The following is a 24,569-nucleotide window of genomic DNA, read 5'->3' as shown; positions in this document are numbered from 1 at the left end:
AAGTGAACTGGTCCGGATGCTCCGGGCGCTATGCGAACAGAAAATCGTCCGCCATCAAAGCATGCTGGCTGTGAACGACCACGCCGCCGGTACCGAATGAAATGGTGCTTTCATGCGTTGTCGGGTCGAAGGCCGAGATAAAATCAAGCGCGCTGAAGTCCGTGATCCCTAGCGCCGACACGTCGATGTGGTCGATGCCCCAATTGTTTCCCACGCCGTGACCGCCTTGTCCGAAATCTTCAATTCTGTCGTTGCCATTGTTCGGCTTGAAGACGAACGTGTCGTTTCCGCCCCTGGCGTGGCCAATCATGACCTGTGCGTCGCCCCACATGTCGTCATTGCCGTTGCCGCTGATCAGGGTGTCGTCGCCGCCCCTGGCGTGGCCGGACATGGTCTGGGCATCGCCGATCAGCGTGATCGTTCCCTGCAGGTGGCGGACGGCATCGACGTTGAGGACGTCGTCGCCTCCACGCGCATGGCCCGACATCGTTTGCGCGTCGCCCACGATCAGATCGCCGGCATTCTGCTGTGCTCGGACGAAAAGACTGTCATTGCCGCCGCGGGAATGACCCGACATGGTCATCGCGTCACCATAAGCCAGAACCGCGCCGACCGACGCGACGTTCATGGTGTCGTCTCCACCAACAGCCCGATCACCTAGATTGCCTCCGGCATCGCCGAAGAATGTAACGCTGTCTTCCAGGCCGGTGTTCAGGGCGTCGTTGCCGCCATGGACGTGCCCGTACATATTGCGGCCAGCATCACCGTAGAAGGTGACAAAGCCCTCTGAGCTGCCATCCGTGACTGTATCGTTGCCGCCGATGGCGCGATCTCGCATATCGCGGCCAACGTCTCCATAGATCGTGAAGGTGTTCTGAAAAGCAGAGAGGCTAAAGGTATCATCGCCACCCGCGCCGCAGCCAACTATGTCCTGGCCTGCGTCACCATACATGGCAACCGTGATGTTGCTGGAACTCGCGGCCGTGTTGAACGCGTCGTTTCCGCCTGTTGCGTGGTCCGCTATGTTCTTGACGGCGTCGCCAAAGAAGCTGCCTGATCCGCTTATCGTCAGATGATCGTTTCCGCCTGTGGAATGGTCCAGCAGGCTTTTTCCGGCATCGCCGTAGGCAATCGTCGTCGTGTCCGGCGGCGCCAGGATATCATCCGTGCCGATCTGATGGTTGATTAAATTCCCTGCCGTTATCGGAATTCGCTTAACCATCCCGGCCTCCTTCGAGCTGAAATGACGTGTTAGCCTGCGATCGACTGCCCCTAAAATCAATAGGCAAAATGGGCTCGCCCGCTATCCGGCTGATCCCGCAGGCTAACTTTTTCCGTGTACCTTGATCTCACACACCCAAATCCGCAGGGTGCGGCATCATTCTTCCCGAAAGGCTCTGGCCATCTGGTCCTTCATCGGCTTTGTCAGATAGGCGAGAACGGTTCTTTCCCCTGTTTGCAGGAAAGCCTCGACCGGCATGCCGGCAACCGCAGTCAGCTTGCCGAGGCGGTTCCACTCCTCTTTCGATATGCTGGCGCGCAGAACATAATAGCTCGCTCCGGAATGCTGGTCAGTGGTGAGCTCCGCCGAGATCTTGGTGAGCTGCGCGTTGAGCTGGGGCGTGTCCTGTTGATTGAACGCGGAAAACCGCAGCATGACCGGCTGCCCGACGCTCACCTGATCGATATCCTGCGGCGAAAGCTTGAGTTCGGCAACGAGCGCGTCCTGATCCGGAACGATCTGCATGACGGTATCACCCGGCGATATGACCGCGCCCGGTGCATGCACACTCAAATGGTCGACGATGCCCGCCTGCGGCGCTGTTATATCGACCCGTTTAAGGTCGTCCTGTGCGGCGACCAGCCGTTCCATGAATTGGCCGGTGTCGCTTTGCGCCTGGCGCAGCTGGTCGGACACTTCCGCGCTGTGATCATCATCGATCTGGGTGATCTGCAATTCCGTCTCGGTCACCTTGCCCTTGGCCTGAGCGATGCTCGAGACGAGATTGCCTAGCTCCCCCGTGAGGCTGGCGCTCTCGCGCTGCAATGCGTAGACCTTCGCGGCCGGGACAATCCCCCTGTCGAACAGCCCCTGCAGGCTGGAAAGCTCCTTGTTGATCAGATCGATCTCGATGCGTTTGCCGCCCTCCTGCGCGGCGAGACCATCGGCCTCCTGGTTCAACTGCTGGATCCGCTCTCTGAGCTGCGATTTGCGGCTTTGCCTTGAGGCCAATCGGTCGTCGAACAGGCGCTTCTCGCCCGCAATCGTGCGTTCGACCTCATCTTCACCGGCGCGCGACATCAAACCTGTCGGAAAGGCAATCTCCGGTGCGTCGTCGCGTTCGGCAAAGAGCCGCGCCGTCCGCGCCGAGAGTTCGTCCAGACGCTTCCGGATGATGGCGAGACTGGCGAGCGTCTGGGTGTCGTCCAGATGGATCAGAAGCTGGCCGGCCGCGACACGGTCGCCGTTCTTTACGCGAATGTCGCCGACAATTCCCCCTTTGAGATGCTGGACCGGCTTGACATAGCTGTCGACAACGAGCGATCCAGGGGCGATGACGGCGCCAGAGATCTGCGTGGTCGCGGCGAGGCCTCCCATCACACCGACAAGCAGGGCGATCGTCCCCAGCGCTACGGCCGAAAGCCGTCGCATCGAACGTTCGGTCGGTGACAGCTTGTCCGCGCTCATGAGCCCGTGTCCTCGCCGGCGAGTTTCAGCCTGATCGCGCCTTGCTTGATCGGCGGTCTCACGGGGGCTCCTATAATCGTGTCTTTTGGCCCGAAGGCCTGCAACCGGCCCTCGACGATGACCATCAGTGTGTCGGCCGCTGCCAAAGCGCTCGGCCGATGGGCGATGACGACGGCGATCCCGCCCCGCGCGCGCACGTTCAGCAGCGCCTGGGTCAGGGCCGCATCACCCTCGCTATCAAGGTTGGAATTGGGCTCATCGAGCACCACCAGAAAGGGCTCGCCATAGAGCGCGCGGGCCAGTGCGATACGCTGCCGCTGTCCCGCCGAAAGCCGAGAGCCACCCTCCCCGATCATGGTGTCGAAGCCCTGCGGGAGCTTTACGATCATGTCGTAGACACCCGCCGCCTTCGCAGCGCCGACGACCAATTTCGATGAGGGCTCCTTTTCGAAACGGGCGATGTTGTCGGCAATAGAACCGTCAAACAGGCTGACGTCCTGCGGGAGATAGCCGAGATTGCGCCCGAGCTTCGCCGGATCCCATTGCGAGAGCGCGGCATGGTCGAGGCGGATGGAGCCGATCGCGCTGGGCCAAATGCCGGTGATCGCGCGAGCAAGCGACGACTTTCCCGAGGCGCTGGGTCCAATAACGCCGAGAACGGTCCCGGCCGAGACCTCGAACGAGAAGTTGCGGAGGATGAGCTCACGGCTGCCCGGAGGCGCGACGCTCAGATTCTCCACCGTCAATTTCGACCGCGGCGCTGGCAAGCTCACGCTTCGGCTCTCTTCGGGAAGAACCTCCAGCAACCTGACAAGCCGCAACCAGCTTTGCCGGGCAGCGACGAACCCCTTCCATTGGCCGATTGCAAGTTCGACGGGCGCGAGCGCGCGACTGACAAGGATCGAGCTTGCAATCATGATCCCACCGGTCGCCTCCTGTCGGATAACCAGAATTGCGCCGACCGCCAGCACGGCGGATTGCAGCATCAGACGCAGGATGCGGGATGTGGTCGTCAGTGTGCCGATCACATTGCCGGCTGCAAGCTGGTTTGCCATGTAGGCGCCATTGATATCGGCCCATCGATCTGTCATGCGGCCGACGAAACCCATGGCGACCACCGCTTCCCAGTTCCTTCGCACGCCCTCGGCGAAGGCAAGGCGTGTGGCTGAATGCCTGGCAGCGTCGGCGGCCGGTCGTTGTGACAGGATTTCGGCCAGAACCGCCAGGCCCACGAGAACGATGGCGCCACAGGTCGCGGTAAACCCGATCCAGAAGTGAAACAGGAAACACAATCCGAGGTAAAGCGGTATCCAGGGCAGATCGAACAATGCGATTGGACCGGCGCTGGCAAGAAAGGAACGGACCTTGTCAAGATCGCGAACCGACTGCATCCCATCACCGGGCACCGATGCCACCCGCTGCTGAAGCATCAGCGAACCGAAGATCCTGCTGTTCATCCGCTCATCAAGCGACACGCCGACGCGTGCCAGCAACATCGAACGCAACAGCTCCAGAATACCCTGAAAGACGAAGAGGATCGCGGCGATGATTGCTATGCCGACCAGTGTCGAGACGCTACGACCGGGGATGACCCGGTCGTAGACCTGCAGCATGAAGAAAGAGCCCGTCAGCGCCAGTACGCTGGTCACCGCGCTGGCAAGCGCGATGCTGAAAAATACCCTTCGCAACGACGCAAGCATCGCCAGCAGAAATGTCCGAGGCAGTTCTTTCGATGGCTCGACCACGCAGCTGCACTCCTTCATTCATCGCCGCCGCTAGGCGGACATATTCGCGATGGAGGTCGTCGACGGCCGGATGGAAAGTGATCAAACTGCCGTCCCTAGAATGACAAGTGGCTCAGGCATCATTAAAGAGACCAAAGCCACTGCAAGAGCTAGAACTGCAACAACAGCACTTGTCTGCTGTTGGCCAAGACGATGACAGCCGGTACCACCCTTGTCAACCGGACTGCATGGGTGCCTGCCCCGTCTTGTCGCATCCACCACGACACGGCGGCTGTCGGCTGATGTTGGTTCATTGAGGCTGTAGGTACCCCGACCATACAAGGTGCGTCACGACCAGCATATTGACAAGCTTTCGCCGATTGGAGGCGGACCCCTATCCCAGCCAAACACACTTCGATCGCCAAGCTTGTTCGCCTGCGTTAGAACTGTGCCGGCTCTCGGAAATCAACAGCCGAAGCAGAGGCCTGCGCCCAATACGACTTTTGAGACCTCACGTATTATTCGTCGAAACGCCATCGCCACTCGTCTGCCTCTCCTTGTGCAAAATTGTTCTGGCGCGGACATAAAAGCGAAGTCGTCTGGCGCGACTGTTTGACCTGACGGCACGCCAGGGGAAGTTTTGGTTGGCCTGCTCGAAAAACCGCAGAACTCGCCTAGAATAATTGCCTTTCGCGACTGGCCCGGTCCACGAGCGTCATGCAAGAGATTTCGCCGCAAACGCTGCATGTGTGGAGATTGAGACTTGATACCGGCGTACCCCAGCGGTACCGCGTTGAGACACAATATTATCCAGGATTCCATTATGCTTGTCAGCGAATATACGATCCCCGGCGTCCATGTCCGTGACCACCTTGTCGATGTGCCGCTCGATTGGAAGAAGCCGGATGGCGCGACGATCAAGGTGTTCGCACGCGAAGTCTGCGATCCCTCGCGCAAGAAGGAAACGCTGCCTGTGCTGCTGTTTCTGCAGGGCGGCCCGGGCGGCAAGTCGCCGCGCCCGGTGGGCGGCGGTCCATCGTGGCTCGGCGAAGCGCTCAAGAATTACCGTGTCGTGCTGCTGGACCAGCGCGGCACCGGCAGAAGCACCCGTATCGAGAGTGCCACAATGGCGGCGTTTGCCGATGGAAATGCTGGAGCTCTTTATCTCAGCCACTTCCGCGCCGACAGCATCGTTGCCGATTGCGAGCATCTCAGGAAGACCATGTTTGGTGGCGCGCGTTGGGAGACGCTCGGCCAGAGCTATGGCGGCTTCCTGACCCTGACCTATCTGTCGCGGGCACCCGAGGGGCTGGCGGCCTGCTATGTCACCGGCGGCCTTGCGGGACTTTCAGCGACCGCGGACGACGTTTACAGACGCACCTATCCGCGTGTGGCTGCCAAGAACCGCGAGTACTACACGCGATACCCTGGCGATCGCGACCGCATCGGTCGGATCGCAGACAAGATTGCCGCGGAGGATATCCGTCTTCCGGATGGCGACCGGCTGACGGTCCGCCGATTGCAGACTGTCGGCATCGACTTCGGCATGGCGCCGGGATATGAGAATATCCACTGGCTGATCGATGAGGCCTTCTCCGACCACGAGGAAACGCGCTTCTCTGACGCTTTCCTGGCGTCCGTCATGTCGCTCACTTCGTATGACGGCAACCCGATGTTCGCCGCTCTGCAGGAGAGCATCTACGGCCAGGGCTCGGGTGCAACCGGTTGGGCTGCCGAACGGGTAAGGCCCGAGTTCTCAGAGTTTGGCGAAGGAAGCCGGCCGCTGCTCCTGACCGGCGAAATGATGTATCCGTGGATGTTCGAGGAAATCCGCTCGCTGCGGCCGTTCCATGACTCGGTCGAGGCACTTGCGCGCTACGACGAGTTCGAGCCGCTTTACGATCCTTCTCGATTGGCATCGAGCGAGATCCCCGTGGCCGCAGCCGTCTACTTCGACGACATGTATGTCGATGCCGAACTGTCGCTGCAAACTGCGAGAGATGTCAGCAATGTCCAGGTCTGGGTGACCAACGAGTTCGAGCATGACGGCGTCCGCCAGTCCTCGGCCGTCTTCTCGCGCCTCCGCCAGATGGTGCGCGAGCGGGGAGGCCCACTGGGCTAAAACCAAGAATGACCTGTTCTGGTCGGCAACTATGCCGGCCAGAACGCTTCCAGCTGTTCATCCGTGACGCCATCAGGACGAAAGCGAACGGCCTCCAGCTGGGTCGAAAAGGTGCATGCGGTTCATGTTGAAGGAAAGCGGCATGCGCGAACCCGGACGCGGCTCGCTTTCCGGATCGACATTGGCGCAAAGGCTGACCGACCCGATATTGAAATAGATCATCGTTTCCGGACCCAGCGGCTCAACGAGATCGATACTCGCCTCGACCGTTTCAAAACCGGCTTTTGGCGTCAGGCTTGATATCGATTCGGGCCGGATACCGAAGACAACAGGCTTGCCTGCATGCGGCCTGTATTCGGCGGTCCGGGACGCGGGAACGGCAAGCCGGCTGCCATCGTCGAGAACGACAATCAATCCGTCGCCAGCGCTCTCAAGCTTCGCGTTCAGGAAATTCATCGACGGCGAGCCGATGAAGCCCGCTACGAACTGACTGACCGGACGATGGTACAGTTCCTGCGGCGGCCCCGCCTGCTCGATGATGCCGCCGTTCATGACGACAACACGATCGGCCATCGTCATCGCCTCGACCTGGTCATGGGTGACATAGACGGTCGTCGTCGGAAGCAATTGATGCAGGCGCTTGATCTCGGTGCGCATCTGAACGCGTAGCTTGGCGTCGAGATTGGAGAGTGGCTCGTCGAACAGAAAGACTTTCGGGTTGCGTACGATGGCGCGTCCCATGGCCACACGTTGACGCTGCCCGCCAGAAAGCTGACCGGGGCGCCGCGACAGGAGTTCGGTGATATGCAGCGTCTCGGCGGCGCGGGTGATCCGCTCGTCGATCTGCGCCTTCGGCAGCTTCTGCTGCTCCAGGCAGAAGGAGATGTTCTCCCTGACGCTCATGTGCGGATAGAGCGCATAGTTCTGGAAGACCATGGCAATATCGCGCTTACCGGGCCCCAGCCGATTGACGACCTGATCGCCGATGACGATGTCGCCACCGGTGATATGTTCCAGACCGGCGATCATGCGCAGCGTCGTCGACTTGCCGCAGCCGGACGGACCGACGAAGACGACAAACTCGTTATCCTCGATCGTAAGGTTGATGCCGCGCACGGCTTCGTAGATGCCGTAAGATTTGACCACGTTGCGAAGTTCAAGGCGAGCCATCGTATACCCCTACTTCTCGTGCAGCCAGACGGCCATCGCGCCCGGCTCTCGGTTTGCCCAGAGGTGGTACGGGATCGCCTTGAAGCGCGTCGGCTTCAACGCCGGCGGCTGTGTGCGGTAAAGGGTTTCCTGCCAATCGGAGGCATCTGCCTCCAGTGCATCACCTTCAAGGACGGTGGCGCCGCCAAGAAGGGTCTGATCGAAGCTTACGGCGATCTCGCCCTGCGCCGGCAGTCTCAGCCGTTGTGGTTCGGTGCCAAGATCGGCTTCTTCGACGCAGAAGATCACCGGGCCGCGCCGAAGAGCAAAGCGGCCATTGTCTTCTGTCGCCGCGGGATGGGCATAGAGGCGGTCGACCGGCATGTCGAAGGCCAGCCTGACCGTATCGCCGTCCTTCCACTCCCGTTCGACCGCGGCGTAGCCCTTGGTGACATCGAGCTTGACGGCCTCACCGTTGACGAGGATACGCGCGTCGCGGCACCAGCCGGGAATACGAAGCCGCAAGGTGAAGCGCTTCGCCTGATCGAGGCCAAGCGAGATGGCGACGTCGCCGTTCCACGGATATTGGCTCGTCTGCCGCAGGCGCAGGAAGGCATTGCCCAAGGAAAGCTCGGCTGTGTTCTCACCGTAGAGATGGACAGCCACCTCATCGGCCTTCGTCGAATAGAAATACTGGCCGAGCGACGTGATGAAACGGGCGATGTTGGTTGGGCAGCACGGGCAATAGTGCCACTTCCAGCGCCGGTTCTGCCCGTGGCTCTCCAGCACGTTCTCGTAGAAGTAATGCTCGCCATCGCGCGAGATGCCGGAAAGGGCGCCATTGTAGAGCACCGTCTCGAGCTTGTCGGTGAATTTGCTGTCGAGCTCGATCTGGGCCATGCGGTGGCTGAAGAAGCCGAGCGCAACCGCCGCACAGGTCTCGGCATAAGCGGTTTCGTTCGGCAGATCGTATTCGCGCGTGAAGCCTTCGTTGGAAGCCGATGGGCCGAGACCGCCAGTGACATAGAGCTGACGCCCGACCAGATTGTCGAACAGCCGGTCGCAGGCGCTCTTCAGGCTTTCATCGTCGTTCTCAAAGGCGAGATCCGCCATGGCGGAGAACAGGTACATTGCACGCACCGCATGACCGACCACCTGGGTCTGTTCCCGCACCGGCATGTGGGCCTGGCTGTAGGCGTAGGTCTGGAAAACGTAGGTCGCTGGATCCTCGCCGCGCTTGCGCGCTTCCTCATCATAATAGGAAGGCATCTGGCCGCGCTCGTCGACAAAGTAGGTCGCCAGCTTCAGGTGGCGCGGATCCTTGGTCACGCGGTAGAGCTTGACGAGCGCCAGCTCGATCTCCTCGTGCGCGTCGTAGCCGCGAAGCTTGCCCGGCTCGCGGCCGAAGGTATCGATGATATGATCGACGGCACGGATCATCACGTCGAGGAAGCGGCGCTTTCCTGTCGCTTCGAAATAGGCGACGGCTCCTTCGAGGAGATGACCCATCGAATACATCTCGTGAAGATCACGCAGGTTGGTCCAACGGTTCTCCGGCTCGCGACGGATGAACCAGCTGTTCAAATAGCCATCCGCCATCTGGCCGTGCTCGAGCTTCTCGACGATCACATCGATCTTCGCCTCGACATCAGGATTGGGATTGTTCTTCAGCGTATAGCTCGCTGCCTCGATCCACTTACCGAAATCGGAATCGAAGAAGTGTTGCATCGACAGGCCGCTCGGCTGGATCGGGCGAGCAAGAGGACCGGCAGGCTTGTCGAAGTCTAGAACTTCCAGGAAGCCTTCCTCGTCCAGCCGCATGTGCTGGGTCGGAATGGTGACGTCACGGACGGTTTCCGTCCAGCTCTTCCAGAAACCGCCGTCGAAGGTGACGCTGGCGTGGTCGGCCGGAAGGTAGCGGTCGATCGGCAACCGCGGCTGTGCTTTCTGGGCATTAGACATGAAGGCTCCTTGAGCGGACGGACCGCTTCTCATTTCACGGCGCCGGCCGTCAGGCCGCGCACATAGTAGCGTTGCAGAAGAAGGAAGAGGATGATGCAGGGGATCATCGTGACGGCGATGCCGGCCTGCAGTGCGCCCCAATCGATGATGCCATAGAGGCCCGACGACACGTTCACCAGCATGATCGGCAGGGTGAACTTGTTCTGGTCCGACAGAAAGATGAGTGCGGCCAGGAACTCGTTCCACGAATTCAGGAAGGCGAACATCGCCACCGTCGCTACACCAGGCAAGGCGATCGGCAACATGATCCGCCGCAGGATTGTCGCCTGCGAAGCGCCGTCGATGCGCGCCGCCTCGATCAGCGCCTTGGGCACGGCATCAAAGGCATTGCGCATCATGAAGACGGAAAACGGTAGCTGGAACGTGACGTAGATCAGGACGAGGCCGAACAGGCTGTTCTGCAGGCTGAGCATCTTCAGGATCAGGAACAGCGGCGTCAGGATCGACTGAAACGGGATCATCATCGTCGCCATGATCAAGACGAACAGCATCGACTGGCCGGGGAACTTGAACTTGGAGAAACCATAGCCGGCGGGCACTGAGACGATGACGGTCAACAGCACCGTGCCCACCGCGATCAGCACGGAGTTACCGGCATAGACGTACCATCCGGCACCGACATTCTCGAGGCGGCGATAGTTTTCCACCGAGAACGTCTTCGAGAACAGCGCCGCCGGATTGGCGAGCGCTTCGGCGGCTGGCTTGAACGAATTCGCCAGCGACCAGACGAGCGGCATGATGAAGAAGATAGCAAACAGGATCGAAGCGAGCAGAAAGAGCAGATAGCCGGCCTGGCCGCCGCGCGGGTTGCTGCTCGGATTGGATTGTGTGGAGGTCATCAGCCTTCCTCCGCGCGTTCGCGCAACAGCACGAATTGAATGGCACTGATGGCAACGAGAACGATCAGCAGCGCAAAGGAAAGCGCAGAGCCGTAACCGAGCCGATAGGACGAGAAGGACGCGAGGTAGATCGAGAAAACCGCTGATATCGTGCTGTTTTCCGGGCCGCCTTGCGTGATGATAAAGAACTGGTCAAATGCAAGCATCGACGAGGTGACGTTGAGGACCAGGGCCAGCACAAGGGAATTGCGCATCAGTGGCAGCGTAATCCTGCGAAAGCGACTGAAAACGCTGGCGCCGTCGATCTTGGCAGCCTCGATCACGTCGTTAGAAATACCCTGCAGACCTGTTAGCAGAATGACCATAGTGAAGCCGGCGGTCTTCCAGACAACCATCAGGATGATCACGGCGAGCGCCGGCCAGAAGCTTTCAAGCGGCCGGGGTGCGGCACTGATAAGGCCGATACCGCGCAGGACCTGGGCAAACACACCGCTATCGGGGTTGAGCAGCCACATCCAAAGCGTCGATGCCGCTCCGAAGCCAATGACAACAGGCATGAAGAAGATCGTACGGAAGACACCGGCCGATCGAAGCGGGCGATCGACAAGCAGCGCCAAGGGAAAGGCCACAGCAAAGATCGCGGCCGTTACCAGCACCGTGTAGAGCATGGTGAAGCCCAGCGAGTGCCAGAGCTGCATATCGCCAAGGAGTTCACCGTAGTTGGCAAAACCGATGAACTTCTTCCGGCCGAGCAGCGGCCAGTTGTAGAAGCTCATCCATATCGTCATGGCGAGCGGAACAAGAAACAGAACCAGGATGAACAGGAAGCCGGGCAGGATGAACGCCAGTCCGAGCCAGCCCTGTGGCTCCGGTTCCCCGGAGATCGGCTGTTTCATATCCTTTGTCGGGGTATCGACCACTATCATTCCTCGAAGAACTCGAAAATGCGCATCAGCGATTGGGTAGGTGCGGGGCGGAGGACCGCCCCGCACGGAGCCGTTACGGATTGGTACGGTCGAGAATCTTGGTGAAGTCGTCCTGCGCCTTCTTGATCGATCCATCGACGTCATCGCCGAAGATCGTGCCCTGGATCAGGTTGAGGAACGGGCCCGTGCGGCTGACGAACAATTCATCAGACGAGAACGTGTAAGGCGTGCGGGCCTTTGCCAGGATGTCATAGGCAATGAGGTTGCGCTGATCGAATTTCGCGTAGGCTTCCTTGGCGAGGTCCGTGCGCGACGGCATGCCGGATTCCTGCGTGATGTAGACCTGCTGCTCGGGCTCCATGTAGAATTTAACGAAGTCGAGGGCGACCTTCTTCTTTTCCTCGCTGAGGCCCTTGATGAGCGCCAGCGTATCGCCGCCGGCAAAGCTCGACGCGCCGCCCTTCGGGCCGGGGATCGGAGCAACCGCGAACTTCACATCCGGATACTTGCTGGTGAGCAAGTTGACGATATAGGAGCCGGTCATGAGGATGCCGACCTTGCCCGATGCGAAGGCCTCGACGGCGTTGTTGCCGTTGCCCGAGCGCGAGGTCGGGTGAATGGCGCCGTCCTTCCACATATCGCGATAAGCGGCGACCGTATCACGCAACGCCGGCGTATCGACGGTCGCGGTGCGGCCGTCATCGCTCAGCACGTCGGCGCTAGCAGCCCAGAGATGCGGCAGGAAGTCGTAGATCAGCCAACTGCCGGAATTGGCGACGAAATAGAAGCCATAGGTTTCCTTGTCGAGCGCATGGATCTTCTTGGCGTCGGCGGCGATCTCCTCGAGGGAAGCCGGTGCCTTGTCCGGGTCGAGGCCCGCCTTCTTGAAGAGGTCCGTGTTGTAGGCAATGATCGAGGCATCAGGCAAAGCGGGCACGCCGTAAACCTTGCCGTCATATGTGGCCAGACGAATATGCGAGGGGCTGAGGGCCGCGGCGTATGGAAGGCCCTTTACGAAATCGCTGATGTCTTCGAGGCTGTCGTTCGCGGCAAAGGTCGGGAGATAGATGAGGTCGAGGACCGCGCCGTCTGGCGCTGCGCCACCGGCAATCGCGGCACCGAGCTTCGGCACCATCTGTTCAGCGGTGATCTGGGTTACGTTGACCTTGTCGGAATGGGCGGCGTTGTATTTTTCAGCAAGCCCCTGGAGCACTGCCCCCGATGACGTACGCACCCATAGCGTGATTTCTTCAGCGCTGGCGAGAGAAGTGCTCGCCAACAGTGCAACAGCTGCAATCGTAGTTTTTAGACGGTACATGCGGTTCCCCTTCTCTTATGCGAGGCTCCAGGACCTCGAGACAAGGGCAACGTTAGATGAGAAAATACTTTATGTCGACAGCGTGACGGGTCGCGAAGCGTTGTTTTTGATAAAACCTTTTATCTCCTATATTTTTTCTGTTAAAAGGTTTTATCAACTAGACTAGGAGTACCGAACTTTGACCAGTCCGGACGACAAACGGCGAACAATCCGCGATGTGGCTAAAGCGGCAGGCGTCAGCATTTCAACTGCGTCAAACGCGCTGAACGGTATCGGCCGGACGAACGCTGAAACGCGCGAAAAGGTCAAGCGCGTCGCCGACGAGCTTGGTTTTCGACCGAATGCACTCGCGCGAGGGTTGCTGACAAAGCGCAGTCATGCCATCGGAATGCTGACGAACGATACCTATGGTCGACTAACGCTTCCTATGGCCGCCGGGGTCTCGGAAATCCTCGTGGATCACGGCGTCTCGCTGTTCCTCTGCGCCACCAACAACGATCCGCGGCTCGCCAAGCTCCATCTCGATGCATTGCTGGACCGCCAGGTCGATGGGATCATCTTCACCGCCACGCGGATCGACCTTGAGCCGCCGCCTGAGCTCCTGAAACTTGGGATTCCTGTCATCTACGCATTCGCGCAGGGGCCGGCCGATAGCGTTAGCTTCCATCCCGATGATGCCCAAGGGGCACGCATCGCCGTGCAACACCTCCAGACCTTAGGCAGGTCGCGCATTCTACATGTCACCGGCGAGCAGAATTACTTGGCCGCGCGCATCCGTGCGGACGCCTACAGGGAACTTGCGGGGCCCTCCGGCCAAGTGATGTTCGGTGAGTGGTCTGAAGAGTGGGGGCACTCCGCAATCGATACGGTCTATTCGCAATCGGGCCCAAAACCCGATGCAATCTTCTGTGGCAGCGACGAAATCGCCCGCGGCGTCATCGATGCGCTTCGCGATCGAGGGGTCTCGATCCCCGACGACGTCGCGGTCGTTGGCTTCGATAACTGGGAAGTCGTCTCGAAGCAGACGCGACCGCCGCTGACGACGATCGACATGGAGCTCAAAGAGCTCGGGCACCGAGCGGGCCTAGCTATTCTTGGGCTTTCCCGCCGCGAGAAGCTTGCGCCGGGCATCGTGCGGCTGCCTTGCAGCCTTGTTGCGCGGGCGTCGGCTTGACGCACGCGAAGGCTTTTGGCCTCGCCAGATATATTTAGTGCCCCAACGCATCCAAGTCTCTAAGTCGCGCAATTGCGTCGGCGATGGCTGCTCGAGATCATCGATTTGCGTGGCATTGACCGTTTTGCCGCGCCTTCGCATTCCTTCGGCATTTTTCAGTCTGGATCAACGCCCTCCATATCGAGAGCTTGCTCTTCGATGACCCCAATAACCACCCGATCACTCCAATAGGCTCAATGATTATTACGCCCAGCGGAATGATGAACTGCCAAATTCAGCCGTTCAAACCGCTCTATAACTAAAGCACCTTGCACATGCGGATCGGGAATGGACCCGACCGGCACTCGCAGGGAGCACACCATGAAGCTTTATCACCATCCGCTGTCGGGCCACGCGCATCGGGCGCGGCTTTTCCTTTCCTTGCTCGGCGTAGAGCACGATCTGGTCGAAATTGACCTCGCTTCCGGTGCGCACAAGGCGCCGGAATTCCTTGCCATGAACCCGTTCGGTCAGGTGCCGGTGCTTGAGGACGAAGGCATCTTCGTTTCGGATTCCAACGCGATCCTGATCTACGCGGCAAAGAAGGCCGGGCGGACGGATTGGCTGCCGGAAGATCCAGCGGGTGCCGCTGCCGTTCAGCGCTGGCTCTCGGTTGCGGCGGGTGAACTCGCTTACGGCCCAGCCGCGGCGCGGCTGATTACCGTGTTCGGCGCCAAGTTTAATCCTGAAGAGGTCATCGGTCGCGCCCATACGTTGCTTGGCAGGATCGAAAGCCAGCTTGCCGGTCGTGACTGGCTTGTCGCCGACCATCCGACGATCGCGGATGTCGCCATCTACAGCTATGTGGCGCGTGCGCCCGAAGGGAACGTCGACCTGTCGGGCTATCCTGCTGTGAACGCCCTTCTGCGTCGCGTGGAAGCCCTGCCGGGCTTTGTCGATTTCGTTCAAACGCCGGTTGGCCTCGCGGCGGCCTGACCTCCGCTCCGGCGCCTTTGCACCCACGCTTGCTGCAATTGAAGGAGATGGAAATGGGCGAAGACCTGAAAAAACTGCCGGTATGGCACGAGGGCGAAACCTTCTTGCAGGAAAAGCTGGGCGTTGCCGAGCGCATGGCCGTTGTCGGCCAGCGCGTGATCCGCGACTTCATGCCCGACCAGCACCGGGATTTCTTCGCCCAGCTTCCTTTCATCGTCCTCGGCAGCGTCGATTCGCGGAACGACGCCTGGGCAACCTTCGTCGAGGGGCATCCGGGGTTCATGACCTCGCCCTCGCCGACGGTGCTGGACATTGCTGCGCGCACAGATCCAAGCGACCCTGCCAGCGAAGGTATGACGGACGGCAGGCCGGTCGGTCTGCTCGGTATCGAGATGCACACACGCCGCCGCAACCGGATGAATGGCGTCGCATTCACTGACGCTCGCGGCATCCGCGTCGATGTCGACCAGAGCTTTGGGAATTGCCCGCGTTACATCCAGTTGCGGGATTTCGAGTTTGCGCGCGAACCTGGGCAGGCGTTCCCGGGCGTCATCGAAGAGCTTCCCGTCCTCGACGCTCGCGCGCGGTCCATGATCGAGGGTAGCGACGCTTTTTTCGTCGCGTCCTACGCCGATCGCGAAGACAGGCGGCAGGTCGATGTTTCGCATCGCGGCGGCAATGCAGGTTTCGTCCGTGTGAGCGAAGATGGCACGCTGACGATCCCGGATTTCGACGGCAACCTGTTCTTCTCCACGCTCGGGAATATCCTGCTGAATGGCAAGGCCGGTCTTCTCTTTGTTGATTTCACGAACGGCGACGTGCTGCAGATGACAGGCAACGCCGAAGTCGTTCTCGACTCGCCTGAAATTGCAGCCTTTCAAGGGGCCGAACGTCTCTGGACATTCAGGCCTCGCCGTATCGTACTTCGGTCCGAAGCGCTGGCGCTCCGCTGGAAGTTCCAGACGGACGGCTGGTCGCCAAACTCGCTGATGACGGGCAACTGGACACAGACCGCGGAGCGGATGCGCGCGGCAGAACTCGCCACGACATGGCGCCCCCTGACGGTCACGAAGATCGTCGACGAGAGCGAAACGATCCGATCGTTTCACCTGCAGCCGCGCGATGGGGCGGGATTGCTGCCGCATGTCGCCGGCCAGCACCTGCCGATCCGGGTCATACTTCCGGGGAGCGACAGGCCGCTCATCCGCACATACACCCTATCAGTCGCTCCCTCAGATGGCCTCTATCGCATCAGTGTGAGACGGGATGGGCTGGTATCGCAGTTCCTGCACGACAACATCATGGTCGGCGACGTCATCGAGGCTCGGGCGCCGGCCGGCGACTTCACCCTGGATGCCCGCTCCACGCGTCCTGCCGTACTGCTTGCGGGCGGCGTCGGGATTACCCCGCTGCTCGCGATGCTGCGCCATGCGGTCTATGAAGGACTTCGAAAGCAGCGGCTTCGTCCGGTCACCCTCGTCCACGCTGTCCGATCGAAAGCCGACCGCCCGTTCGAGGCCGAGATCACCGAGCTCGTGAGCACTGCCAAGGGAGCAGTCAAATTCGTCCGCGTGCTGAGCGACACGGATGGGGCAGTAGAGGGAACCGACTACGACGCAGCCGGTCGGATCGACATGGCGCTGCTGACGCGACTTCTGCCGTTCAACGACTACGATTTCTACCTCTGCGGCCCGCCGCAGTTTACCCAGGCGCTCTACGACGGGCTGCGCGGCTATAATGTTGCCGATGATCGTATCCACGCAGAAGCTTTTGGCCCTTCATCCCTGAAGAGAACAGAGAGCACTCTGGTGGCGTCCGTGCGGCCGCAACGGATGCCGCCTTCCACCAAGGCCGTGCCTGTCGTGTTCACGAACTCGCTGAAAGAAGCGCGCTGGACGCCCGACGCCGGCACTCTGCTGGAGCTTGCGGAAGCGCGCGGGCTGCAACCCGACTTCAGTTGTCGCGAGGGCACTTGCGGAACCTGCAGCACGAAACTCATCAAGGGTGAAGTGACCTATATCAAGGAACCGACCGCGAAGGTCGGCGACGGCGAGGTCCTTCTATGCTGCTCAGTTCCCGCTAACCAGGACGGCGAAGGTATCCAGCTTGCGGTCTGAAGAACTCACAGAGAGTCCTTCAGCTTTTGCCATCAACCCTTTCACAAGCAATCAAGGAGTTCCCAAATGTCACGCCCACCGCTTCCCCCTTTCGCCGAACAGACCGCCATCGAAAAAGTTCGCCTTGCGGAAGATGGCTGGAACAGTCGCGATCCTGCCAAGGTAGCGCTCGCCTATACGCCCGACACGCGGTGGCGCAACCGTGCGGAGTTCGTCACGAACCGTGCTGAGGCCGAGGCGTTTCTGACCCGGAAGTGGAACAAGGAACTGGACTATCGCCTGATCAAGGAACTCTGGGCGTTTCGGGACAATCGTATCGCCGTTCGCTACGCCTACGAATATCATGACGATAGTGGCCAATGGTTTCGCGCCTATGGCAACGAGAACTGGGAATTTGCCGAGGATGGCCTGATGCGCGTGCGTCATGCCAGCATCAACGAACATCCGATTGCCGAAGCCGACCGCAAGTTCAGGTGGCCTCTCGGCCGCCGCCCGGATGATCATCCTGGCCTGAGCGACTTCGGTTTCTAGGCGGAGGAGTTGAAGGCATGCCAAAGACGGTGGGGCCCAGGCTCGATGCGCGGCTGCTGCTTTCGATCGAACTCGCTCTTTCTGCGTCATGCGCCGATCTGCAGCTGTCACGAAGGCAGGACAAGGACGCGCATGCCATCGGCATGACAGGCGCCGAGATCGATATGGCGCGGCGCGGGTCGAGTTTCGATGTCAAGATATCGGCGGCCGTCGCATTGGCGCTGGCGCCTTCCGAGGAACGGCGGCGGTGTGCACGGCGAACCGGACTTTGCGAGCGCAGTTGCATGGAAATAGAAAAGCTCGCCGCCCGCATCCAGCGATCCTTGCAATGACATTTGGTGTGTCGGTCATTGAGCCCCTTGCCGCTCCTGGGTGCCGGCCTCTACTATGGCGACATCCAGATAACTGACGGGGAAAAGCATGGATCGTTGGCAGGCGATGCGGATATTCGTGAAGGTTGCCGAGACCGAGAGTTTCGCAGACACAGCCCGTCAGATGCACATGAGCCCCCCGGCAGTGACACGCGCCGTCGCGGCGCTCGAGGACGTAATCGGAGCCAGGCTTTTCGTGCGCACGACCCGCTCGGTCAAGATGACGGAAGCCGGCCTAAGATACCTTGAGGATTGTCGCCGCATCCTCGCCGATATTGCCGAGTCGGAGGCTGCGGCGGGTGGCTGCTACGCAGTACCGACGGGCATGCTGTCCGTGACCGCCTCGGTCATGTTCGGCCAGATGTATGTGCTTCCCGTCGTGACGGAATATCTTGATACCTATCAAGCCATGCGAGCGCGAACGCTGTTCATCGACAGGCCGGTCAACATCGTCGACGAAGGCATCGATGTCGCCATCCGCATCGGCCACCTTGCCGACTCCACGCTTGCGGCCATCAAGGTCGGGACAGTGCGCCGCGTCGTCTGCGGATCGCCGGCCTACTTCGAGCGCCATGGTGTTCCTAACGTTCCAGCCGATCTCAAGGCGCATCGCATGGCACTGCCAACGAGCGCGTGGGCGTCGCCGGAATGGCGGTTCGCCGGCGAGCATCGCGTCACGATCGACGCCGTCCTCCAATGCAATACGAACGAGGCAGCCATCACAGCCGCGAGAGAGGGTTGGGGACTGACGAGAGTGCTGAACTACCAGATCGGTCCCGCACTGATCGCAGGAGACCTCCAGATCGTGCTCGGTGAATACGAAGACGATGCCCTGCCTATCCATGTGCTTCACCCCGAGGGGCGGCACGCTCCGGCCAAGGTGCGAGCATTCGTCGATATGGTGGTATCCCGCCTGCGGGCGAACCGCCTTCTCAATTGACCTTGAAGCTAGATTGGACGCGGCTCGATCAACAATATGTTGAGGGGGCGCCGGTATCGCATGCCGACGGCCGCAAATGGCACCCGACACCGGCGGCTACGCCACCGCCTGCTCCAGTGATTTCCACCAGTGAGCCACATACGAACGGCGCCTCCTCAGAAGCAAAGAATGCCACGAGTGCGGCGACTTCCCCGGGATAGCGAGAACAGGTTTCCGCGACGGTTGATGCCGGCGTCGACCAGAGCGAAGCATGAATCTTTCCGTGAAATATCCGATCATGGATCGAGATCGTCGCGCGTGGCCAAGCAATCGCTTTGGCCACGGCGCGCAAGATAGTGATGCCTGCTCGTCACACTATACTCATCAGCGGGCACCTCGAACGAAGCTTTCGCCCAAGGCCTGCGGCAGACTTGCCTTGCGGCCCGCGACGAGCAGCACAAGCATCACCATCGCAAAAGGCAGCATCTCGATGATATCTGTCGGGACGTTAACACCAGCGACCTGCAACGCAGTGGCAAGCGAAAGGCTAGCGCCGAAGAGCAGCGCTCCTCCTAGTACCCACAGCGGCCGTCCCCGAGCCAACATCGCGAGAACGATGGCGATGAAGCCGTTTCCGTGGCTCATGAACGGAATGAAGACGCCTGCGACGGCAACAGACATGAAAGCCCCGCCGAGGCCGGCCAGAACGCCCGTCATCAGGACCGCAATGCTGCGGGTCCGGATGACATCCACACCCATGGCATCGAGCGCCGCCGGCTTGTCGCCGGCCGCCTGCAGGACCGAACCGAAATGGGTCATGCGATAGAGCCAGGCGAACACCGCGACAAGAATGGCCGCGAGATAGACAACCGGATTGTGGTTGAAGAAAATTGACCCGACGATCGGGATTTCGGACAGCGGCCAGATTGGCCATTTCGAAATCCCGTCAAGGCGGGGATAGCTGCTGGAAAACTGTACAAAATGGAAAAGGGCGGTCAGCCCCTGCACTGCAAGGGTTAGCGCAATGCCGATAACGATCTGATTGAGACCCAGGCGCACGCAAAACAGCACCATGAACACCGCGACGAAGGCACCCGCCGCGGCGCCCCCGACAAAACCAAGGGCCATGCTGCCGCTCGACCAAGCGGCAAGAAAGCCGGCATAGGCGCCTGCGAGCAGCATGCCCTCAAGGCCGATATTAAGCACCCCGGCCTTTTCGGAGAGCTGCTCCCCAAGACCGGCAAGGAGGAGAGGCGTTCCGGCCGAGATTGCTCCGAGGAACAGGGTAATGATGAAACTTTCTGTGAAAAGCGACACGGTTCTATCCTTCTTTTCAGAGCTTGGTCCGGTATTGCCGGCGCTTGTCCAGATATTCGGCGAGGGCGAGCGTGATCAGCAGCAAAGCCACGATGACCAGTGAAAAGAAGCTCGGCACCCCGAGCCGGCGCGCCGCGCTCTCGCTGCCGATGGTAAGCGCGGAAAAGAGGAACACGTAGGCAATCGCGCCAAAGCCGTTGAGGCGCGCAAGGAAGACCAGTGGAACGACGGTGAGGCTATAGGCAGGATTCCAGTCGGCGCGTACGTTACCCTGGGTGCCCAGAATATCCACGGCTCCCGACAACCCCGCCAGACCGGCAGAGATCGCGAACACCGCGATCGTCAACCTGGGCACCGAAAGCCCGGCATGGATGGCCGCACGCGGGTTTGCGCCGACGAGCCGCAGTTTCATGCCAAACGAGGTGCGGGTCATCATCAGATGCACGGCAACGATCACCACCAGTCCGACGATCAAACCCGAGGAAATCGTCGTGTCGAACAGCTTCGGCAGACGTGCATCCACCGGGAGGGTGCGCGTCTGCGGCGTTGTCGTCGCCGGATCGAGAAACGCGAGCTTGACCAGAACATTGGCAAGCGACACGCCAAGAAAGCTCATCATCAGCGTCGTGATGATTTCGTTGATACCATGCCAGGCTTTGAGCGCGGCCGGCAGGATGCCCCATAGACCACCGATCACAAGTCCGATGATCATGCCGATCAGCAGGTTCAGCCAGATGGGCATGCCTGCCGCATGCATGAGCGGCGTTGTTGCTGCGACCATGACCGCAGCCAGCAGAAACTGCCCGTCGCCTCCGAGATTCCAGATGCCTGCGCGGAATGCGACAATCAGGCTCGCCGCAATCAGAAGAAACGGCCCCATGCGGGTTAAGGTAGCAGAAAGCCCGGAGGGCGACAGGATCGCCCGGTCGACAACGTAAACGTAGTAGCTCAGCGGATTAACGCCCATGACCAGGAGGATAACGCCACCCAGAACAAGAGCTGCGACCAGCGGTGCGACGCTGGTAGCGAGCACCCTGCCCCACGCCGGGAAAGCAGCTCGCCTGCTGGAACTCGCCACGCTGACGGCGTTGGCTTGCGGATCGCTCATTGTTCTTCTCCGGTACTCATCAGGCGGCCGATCGCATCGCGCGCGCCTGCATTATTCTGGATCGCTCCGAGCAGTCTGCCCCTGTCGATCACGACGATACGGTCGGCGAGTTCGAGAAGCTCGTCGAGATCCGTCGAAATCAACAGCACGGCCTTGCCCGCATCCGCCGCGTCGCGAATGCGTTGGCGCGTGGCGCGAATATTTTTGACATCAAGTCCGTAGGTGGGCTTGGCGAAGATCACGGCTTCGGCAGATCCTGTAAGCTCACGCGCAAGCAGGACCTTCTGGATGTTGCCGCCCGACAGTGTCCCGACCGGCGTCAGGCTGTCCGGGGTCCGGATATCGAAATTGCGGATGTGTTCGGCAGCTTGCGAACGAATGGCCTGCGGCTGCTCCAAGCCCTTGCGCCAGAAAGGAGCCGCGCCGATGTCCTTGAGGAGGAAATTGGTCGCAACGGCGAAGCTTCCCACGGTTCCTTCGCCGAGCCGGTCGTCGGTAACGTAGCGGAGTCCTGCCGCACGACGTGCACCGACGGTGAGGGCTCCGATCTCGGCACCGTTCAATCGGACGCTGCCCGAAGCCACGGCCTGCCCCGCCAGCGCTTCGGCGAGCTCTTTCTGCCCGTTGCCGTCGATCCCCGCGATGCCGAGGATTTCGCCAGCGCGCAACGTCAGCGAAATGTCGCGCAACGCTACCCTACCGGACGTGCAATTCAGGTTGGCGACATCGAGAACGACAGATCCGAGATCGCGCGTCATCCTCGGCTGGTTCTCGCCGTTGCCGACGGCCGACTGGCCGAACATCAAGGCAATGATTTGCGCCGTGTTGTCTTCATCGGAACGCGCGCGCAGTTCTTCGGGGCCGATCGCGCCAGCATTGCGACCGAGCCTCAGGACGGAGATTCTATCACCGTAGGCCAGCGCCTCGTTCAGCTTGTGGGTGATGAAAATGACTGCAAGGCCCTCGCCAGCGAGCCGGCGCATCAGTTCGCCAAGCGCGACGGCCTCATGCGGGGTCAACATCGCTGTCGCCTCGTCAAGGATCAGGCATCGGCTACCGCGCGTCAGTGCGCGCAGGATCTCGACCTGCTGCCGCTCGCCGAGCGAAAGGCTGGAGACGAGAGCGAAGGGATCGACTCTCAGGCCGACGCGGTTCGCGGTCTCATGAATACGCTGGGCAACGCCGGATCTATCCGGCCTCTGCCACCACACGCCGTCAAGCGTGAAATTGTCGACCACGGTCAGGCTCGGAACCAGCATGGAATGCTGAAACACCGTGCCGATCCCAAGCGACAGCGACTGACGGGGCGACGTGATCACGACCGGAAAACCGTCGATCTCGATGCTGCCCTCATCCGGTTGCTGCAAGCCGGAAAGCATACCGACCAGAGTGGATTTGCCTGCACCGTTTTCGCCCAGCAAGACATGCACCTCACCTGGGTGGATATCTATGCTGACATTGTTGTTGGCGATAACACCGGGGAAGCGTTTCGTTACGCCGCGCAAACCGAGAAACGGTCTGCCGGAGGCATCTGACTGAGAGGCTGCCGCCTCGTTTGCCGCCTGCATTTCATCATCCTTTATGCAATTCCTTTTCGCCGCATCCGTGCGAATGCGGCGACACAGGTTTCAAAGCAGATGGCTCACTTTGCGGCGACCGACTTTACCAGCGCATGAACGCTGTCGGCATCGAACTTCTGCTCGACCTTGATCTTGCCGGAGGCAACGTCGGCCTGGATGGCCTGCATTTCGGTCCAGACCTGATCAGGGATATTGGCAGTCTTCAGAAGACGAAGGCTGCCATCGTCGAGCTTGATATTGTAGTTGTGGCTACCGTATTTTCCGTCCTTCAGGTCCTTGATCATCGCCGTGTAGACAGGCGTGAGGTCCCAGACGACCGACGACAGCAGGAATCCCTTGTCGATCGAGGTCTTGTCGCCGATGACGTCGATAAAGTAGGCCTTTCCGCCATCGGTCGCCTTCGTGGTCTCCACTGCCTGCAGCATGCCGAAGCTCGAGCCGTTTCCCTGTCCGAAGATAATATCGGCGCCGGAAGCGATGACCGTTTCGGTGACGCGTTTCCCGCCCGCAGCATCGGCGTAGGCAGCCGGTCCGATGACCGCGTAGCGCACATCCACGGCCGGGTTTTCCGCCTTCACGCCCTGCGCGAAAGCGACCGACATGTTGTTCCACGACGGAGGCTCACCGGAGACGACGATGCCGACAACCTTGGTGCGGCTCATTTTGGCGGCAAGGCGACCGGCAAGATAGGCGCCGTCGCCGCCTGCAGCCGTATAGTCGGCAACTTTGCCGGCAGAGAGCTTGTCCGGGCTATCGACGATGGCAACCGGTATTCCCATTTCGGCGCCGATCTCAGGAGCCGCGGTGTTGTAGCCGGAAGCATGAGCGATCAAAAGGTCCGCTCCATCCTCTGCCAATTCGCGCAGGGTCGGGCGTACATCGCCGTAGCCGAGGTTCTCGGCCACGACAGCCTTGATACCGGCAGCAGCGGCTGCAGCCTTGGCGGCGGCGACGCCCTGCTGGTTCCAGCCCATATCCGTTCCCATCTCAGGCGCAAGTATTGCAATGGAGTCTATGTCTTGCGCCATAGTATGGTTTGCGACACCGCCGCTCAATACAACAGCAATTGCAGTATTACAAAGAATTGATTTCATTTTTATTTTCATTTTATTGTTCCCACTGTTTGGTTTGTGATTGACTGTTACTCGACTTCGTGCAGTTTTTTGGTTGTACGAAAATCAAGCCGATAGGTTTTATATGAGACTCCACCTCGCTTTTGTTTCATTGGTTCTCGCCGGCGCGAACGCCGCATCAGCCTCAGCGACCGCGCAATCCATCGACTTCGCGGTTGAAAATACCGGCAAGACGACCCTTGCCTGCAGTGCGTCGATTGCGCACTGGTATTCGGCAAATCTGGGCGACGTTGCCCCCGGTGAGAATCTCTCCTTCAGCTTCGGCGTCGACGTTGCCACTGGCACGGTGTTCCAGATGAATACGGTCGGCAACAAAATGGCGGTGCAGCGCGTCTGGTGCGGCCGCAAAGGCGATGACTGGCAGACGCGGGCCGAAATCCCACTGGAGCGACGAGCAGGCGTGGCTCCCGCGCCGATCCATCTGCGCTGCACGGGGGATGGCGAACGGACGGGCTGCACCGCGCAGTAGGCGCTTTGAACGCGACCCGCACGCAGTTCGCGATGCGATCTCCGGCCCTTCCACTCAAGAAGGGCTGGATGCCAGAGCAACAAATT

The 24,569-nt window shown here is 60.3% G+C and carries 20 protein-coding genes and 1 pseudogene; 8 read left to right on the top strand and 13 right to left on the bottom strand.

Annotation, left to right across the window (positions count from 1 at the left end; genetic code table 11):
• Positions 1-28: 28 nt before the first annotated feature.
• The 3 genes from A6U87_RS14790 to A6U87_RS14780 form a co-directional block, all read right to left on the bottom strand.
• A complete protein-coding gene (locus A6U87_RS14790) occupies positions 29-1,222 on the bottom strand; it encodes a calcium-binding protein (protein ID WP_065692001.1) in 1,194 nt (397 codons plus the stop codon).
• A gap of 156 nt (positions 1,223-1,378) precedes the next feature.
• Positions 1,379-2,689 carry an HlyD family type I secretion periplasmic adaptor subunit gene (locus tag A6U87_RS14785; protein WP_065692000.1) on the bottom strand — a complete coding sequence of 437 codons (1,311 nt, stop codon included), beginning with the start codon at positions 2,687-2,689 and terminating at the stop codon, positions 1,379-1,381.
• A complete protein-coding gene (locus A6U87_RS14780) occupies positions 2,686-4,434 on the bottom strand; it encodes a type I secretion system permease/ATPase (protein ID WP_141683965.1) in 1,749 nt (582 codons plus the stop codon). The genes A6U87_RS14785 and A6U87_RS14780 overlap by 4 nt, the downstream gene beginning before the upstream one ends.
• 802 nt (positions 4,435-5,236) lie before the next feature.
• Between A6U87_RS14780 and A6U87_RS14775 the strand changes: the two genes are divergently transcribed.
• Positions 5,237-6,535 (top strand): alpha/beta fold hydrolase, encoded by a 1,299-nt coding sequence (locus A6U87_RS14775; protein WP_065691998.1) that lies wholly within the window; start codon positions 5,237-5,239, stop codon positions 6,533-6,535.
• Positions 6,536-6,607: 72 nt separating this feature from the next.
• Here the strand turns inward: A6U87_RS14775 and A6U87_RS14770 are convergent, their stop codons facing one another.
• The 5 genes from A6U87_RS14770 to A6U87_RS14750 all read right to left on the bottom strand — a co-directional run bounded on the left by A6U87_RS14770 (position 6,608) and on the right by A6U87_RS14750 (position 12,789).
• Positions 6,608-7,705, bottom strand: coding sequence for an ABC transporter ATP-binding protein (locus A6U87_RS14770; protein WP_065691997.1), 1,098 nt, complete (start codon positions 7,703-7,705; stop codon positions 6,608-6,610).
• 9 nt (positions 7,706-7,714) lie between these two features.
• A complete protein-coding gene (locus A6U87_RS14765) occupies positions 7,715-9,646 on the bottom strand; it encodes a glycoside hydrolase family 127 protein (RefSeq protein WP_065691996.1) in 1,932 nt (643 codons plus the stop codon).
• Between the two features lie 29 nt (positions 9,647-9,675).
• Positions 9,676-10,545: a carbohydrate ABC transporter permease gene (locus A6U87_RS14760; RefSeq protein ID WP_065691995.1), complete on the bottom strand. Its 870-nt coding sequence runs from the start codon at positions 10,543-10,545 to the stop codon at positions 9,676-9,678.
• Positions 10,545-11,465, bottom strand: coding sequence for a carbohydrate ABC transporter permease (locus tag A6U87_RS14755; protein ID WP_065691994.1), 921 nt, complete (start codon positions 11,463-11,465; stop codon positions 10,545-10,547). The genes A6U87_RS14760 and A6U87_RS14755 overlap by 1 nt, the downstream gene beginning before the upstream one ends.
• Positions 11,466-11,544: 79 nt before the next feature.
• Positions 11,545-12,789 carry a sugar ABC transporter substrate-binding protein gene (locus A6U87_RS14750; RefSeq protein ID WP_065691993.1) on the bottom strand — a complete coding sequence of 415 codons (1,245 nt, stop codon included), beginning with the start codon at positions 12,787-12,789 and terminating at the stop codon, positions 11,545-11,547.
• Positions 12,790-12,967: 178 nt separating this feature from the next.
• Between A6U87_RS14750 and A6U87_RS14745 the strand changes: the two genes are divergently transcribed.
• The 6 genes from A6U87_RS14745 (at position 12,968) to A6U87_RS14720 (ending at position 18,897) form a co-directional block, all read left to right on the top strand.
• Positions 12,968-13,963 carry a LacI family DNA-binding transcriptional regulator gene (locus A6U87_RS14745; protein ID WP_065691992.1) on the top strand — a complete coding sequence of 332 codons (996 nt, stop codon included), beginning with the start codon at positions 12,968-12,970 and terminating at the stop codon, positions 13,961-13,963.
• Positions 13,964-14,323: 360 nt separating this feature from the next.
• On the top strand, positions 14,324-14,938 hold the full coding sequence (locus tag A6U87_RS14740) for a glutathione S-transferase family protein (RefSeq protein ID WP_065691991.1): 615 nt from the start codon (positions 14,324-14,326) through the stop codon (positions 14,936-14,938).
• A gap of 53 nt (positions 14,939-14,991) precedes the next feature.
• Entirely contained in the window at positions 14,992-17,055 is a 2,064-nt protein-coding gene (locus tag A6U87_RS14735; RefSeq protein ID WP_083199397.1) for a pyridoxamine 5'-phosphate oxidase family protein, read from the top strand.
• A 66-nt stretch (positions 17,056-17,121) separates the two neighbouring features.
• Positions 17,122-17,586: a nuclear transport factor 2 family protein gene (locus tag A6U87_RS14730; RefSeq protein ID WP_065691989.1), complete on the top strand. Its 465-nt coding sequence runs from the start codon at positions 17,122-17,124 to the stop codon at positions 17,584-17,586.
• 17 nt (positions 17,587-17,603) lie between these two features.
• Positions 17,604-17,918, top strand: a complete 315-nt coding sequence (locus A6U87_RS14725) for a hypothetical protein (protein WP_065691988.1) — start codon at positions 17,604-17,606, stop codon at positions 17,916-17,918.
• A gap of 88 nt (positions 17,919-18,006) precedes the next feature.
• Entirely contained in the window at positions 18,007-18,897 is an 891-nt protein-coding gene (locus A6U87_RS14720) for a LysR family transcriptional regulator (protein ID WP_065691987.1), read from the top strand.
• Positions 18,898-19,006: 109 nt separating this feature from the next.
• On the opposite strand, the pseudogene A6U87_RS30450 reads toward A6U87_RS14720, so the two are convergent.
• From A6U87_RS30450 to A6U87_RS14700, 5 genes and pseudogenes are all read right to left on the bottom strand, one after another.
• Positions 19,007-19,093, bottom strand: a pseudogene (locus tag A6U87_RS30450) (short-chain dehydrogenase); the annotation flags it as partial.
• Between the two features lie 167 nt (positions 19,094-19,260).
• On the bottom strand, positions 19,261-20,193 hold the full coding sequence (locus tag A6U87_RS14715; protein WP_065691986.1) for an ABC transporter permease: 933 nt from the start codon (positions 20,191-20,193) through the stop codon (positions 19,261-19,263).
• Positions 20,194-20,209: 16 nt separating this feature from the next.
• A complete protein-coding gene (locus A6U87_RS14710; protein WP_065691985.1) occupies positions 20,210-21,301 on the bottom strand; it encodes an ABC transporter permease in 1,092 nt (363 codons plus the stop codon).
• Entirely contained in the window at positions 21,298-22,869 is a 1,572-nt protein-coding gene (locus A6U87_RS14705; protein WP_065691984.1) for an ABC transporter ATP-binding protein, read from the bottom strand. The genes A6U87_RS14710 and A6U87_RS14705 overlap by 4 nt, the downstream gene beginning before the upstream one ends.
• A gap of 74 nt (positions 22,870-22,943) precedes the next feature.
• Positions 22,944-23,909, bottom strand: coding sequence for a BMP family protein (locus tag A6U87_RS14700; RefSeq protein ID WP_244499500.1), 966 nt, complete (start codon positions 23,907-23,909; stop codon positions 22,944-22,946).
• A gap of 169 nt (positions 23,910-24,078) precedes the next feature.
• Between A6U87_RS14700 and A6U87_RS14695 the strand changes: the two genes are divergently transcribed.
• Positions 24,079-24,483 carry a hypothetical protein gene (locus A6U87_RS14695; RefSeq protein WP_065691982.1) on the top strand — a complete coding sequence of 135 codons (405 nt, stop codon included), beginning with the start codon at positions 24,079-24,081 and terminating at the stop codon, positions 24,481-24,483.
• Positions 24,484-24,569: the final 86 nt, after the last annotated feature.

This window comes from Rhizobium sp. AC44/96, from assembly GCF_001692185.1.
Classification (GTDB): Bacteria; Pseudomonadota; Alphaproteobacteria; order Rhizobiales; family Rhizobiaceae; genus Rhizobium.
This window is presented reverse-complemented; position numbering and strand designations above follow the sequence as displayed.